Source organism: Massilibacillus massiliensis (genome assembly GCF_900086705.1).
Lineage (GTDB): Bacteria > Bacillota > Negativicutes > FLKF01 > FLKF01 > Massilibacillus > Massilibacillus massiliensis.
Genome location: NZ_LT575479.1, coordinates 1 through 1,225, shown reverse-complemented (window position 1 = coordinate 1,225; position 1,225 = coordinate 1). Strand labels below are relative to the sequence as shown.

1 protein-coding gene is annotated in these 1,225 nt (G+C 36.5%); it reads right to left on the bottom strand.

What is annotated here, in order from left to right; all coding sequences use genetic code 11:
- Positions 1-19 precede the first annotated feature (19 nt).
- A protein-coding gene (locus BN6559_RS00020; protein WP_110952830.1) for an IS3 family transposase occupies positions 20-1,146 on the bottom strand; the annotation gives its coding sequence in 2 pieces (ribosomal slippage) (positions 20-891 and positions 891-1,146; 1,128 coding nt in all).
- Positions 1,147-1,225: the final 79 nt, after the last annotated feature.

Below are 1,225 nucleotides of genomic sequence, written 5' to 3'. Positions count from 1 at the left end.
GTGGACTGTCAACAGTTTTTTAGACAACTTTTTTAAGGGTATTTATTCTATACTTCACCGGTGTTAGATATCCTAGTGAAGAATGAATCCTATGATTGTTGAACCAATTTACATAATCAGCTAACTCAATCTGCAGATGGTTTAAGCTGTGAAAAGTCTGGTTCCTGATAAATTCTGTTTTGATTATTTTAAATGTTGCTTCTGCCACTGCATTATCATAAGGACACCCTTTATGACTGAGAGAACGCTGAATTTCAAATGCTTCCAAGATTTCTTCAATGGTCCGATTTTTAAATTCGTTGCCACGGTCCGTGTGAAATATCTGGATATCTTTCAGATTTCCCCTTACAGTCTGAAATGCCTGTTTTACAAGGTCTGCTGTTTTATTACGTCCGGCACTGTAACCAATTATTTCTCTATTAAAGAGGTCAATAAGCACACAAATGTAGTTCCAGCTCATGCCGACTCTGACATATGTTAAATCGCTTACAATAGCATTTCTATATGGTTGTTCACTGAACTGGCGGTCAACAACATTTTTGGTTTTTGATTCATTACAAGTATCCTTTTGAGGACGGAACTGGGCAGTCGTATAACTTGAAATCAGTCCTTCCTGCCTCATGATTCTGCCGATGCGGCGGCGTGAAGCAATGATATTTCTATCTTTTAAATCTGATTTTATTTTTCGGGTTCCATAATTATTTCGGCTTGCTTTAAATATATCAACAATATTTGCCACCAGCTTAGATTCATCTGGATTTGCTTTTGCCTCATAATAATAGGTGCTTCTTGGAATTTGTAGGACTTTACACATTGCTGATACAGAGTATTTGTGGATATTGGCTTTAATCACATTTACTTTCGTCCTAAGATCAGCGCTGCTTGCTTTAAAATATCATTCTCCATTTCAAGATATTTGTTCCGTTTGCGAAGCTCAATCAGTTCTATCTGTTCAGTTGTAAGATTATCTTTCTCCTTGAAAGAGCCACTATTGTTAGCTTGCTGAATCCATTTGTCAAGCAAGGACGATGCGATATCATATTCACGAATAATGTCACACTTACGTTTTCCGTTATTATATAATTGTACAACTTGTTTTTTGAATTCGTCCGTATAGCTACGACGAGGGCGTTTTTCAACAGTCATGGGCCTAGCTCCTTTTGTTTTATTATTTTATTTTACATGCCCTTATAATAACTGTCCAATTAATTGTAGCCTATCCACA